At 55.7% G+C, this 1087-nt stretch carries 1 protein-coding gene; it reads right to left on the bottom strand.

Features of this window, described 5'->3' with window-relative positions:
- Nucleotides 1-1087 (bottom strand): RHS repeat-associated core domain-containing protein (locus L1N82_RS18380; RefSeq protein WP_235288927.1); only part of this gene is annotated, 1087 nt, incomplete at both ends.

The raw sequence follows: 1087 nt of genomic DNA on the forward strand, positions 1-1087 counted from the left end.
CTTCAACCCAGAATGGATGATTGTCTGTCGTCTCGATGACTTGCAATCCAACATGCAATTTAATAATATCATCACGTTGGTTGCGGTATAAAGCTGTTACTTCCTTGTAAGCCAATTCCCCATCAGGGTTATTCTCATCCTTGGCGAGAACCTTGTCACCTACCTCGATTTCCTCGATAGGCTTCTCCCCTTCGTCTGTGAGAACCTTCGTCCCGGCTGTGAAGCAGTTGCACGTAATGGCATTCTTGTTCTGCGTCTTCCTTGGTTCCTGGCGAGGCGTCTTCTTCGGCTCCTGACGGACCTTCTTCTTCGGCAGCTTGGCTGCAAGCTTCTGCAGGCCCGGGATGACCTTGCTCATGATCTTCAGCGCTCCGCCGCTGCCTGCCACCATCTGCAGCACGTTGCCAAGCTCCTTGCCGTACTGCTTCACCTCTTTGTCAGATGGCTTTCCCTTCCAGACATGATTCGTGTTCCGGATCAGGTAGTTGAACGGCTGCAGCACCGACCCTGCCGCTTCCCGGGCAATGTCCCGCAGCGAGATTTTACCCTTGTAGACCGCCTTAATCGTCTCCCACAGCGTATCCAGTGTACTCCAGCTGAAGAGGTCCTTGATCGATCCCAGCGAGGAGATGATCCCCTTGGCCAGGTCGTCCACCTGCCACCAGCTCATGTGACCAGTCGGGTCCACATAGTTCACCGGATTGTTCAGCGAGTAAATATACAGGTTCAGGCTGAGCGGCTGCTCCACTTCGCCCCGGTAGCTGTCTGCCGAGAGGAAACGGCCGTTCCGAGGGTCATAATAGCGCGCCTGCAGGAAGTACAGCTGCGTCTTCCGATCCCAGTAGTAGCCTGCATAACGGTACGGGTTGTACTTGACCAGCTCCGTTGTAATATCTGCCGTCGCCTGTACAGCCGCATCGGTTTCTTCCAGCCATGCGAGCACGTCTTCTGTTTCCGCTGTTGTAGTGTCTGCTGCTTCTGTCGTATCGGTTTCAGCCGCCGCTGCGGACGATGCTGCCGGTGCGTTGCCGATGCCCGGATGGTAGTCCGGCGCTGTATTGCCGCTCTCATCCTCCGGTCCCTGCCT

It is taken from the genome of Paenibacillus tarimensis, assembly GCF_021532315.1.
Taxonomy (GTDB): Bacteria; Bacillota; Bacilli; order Paenibacillales; family Paenibacillaceae; genus Paenibacillus_I; species Paenibacillus_I tarimensis.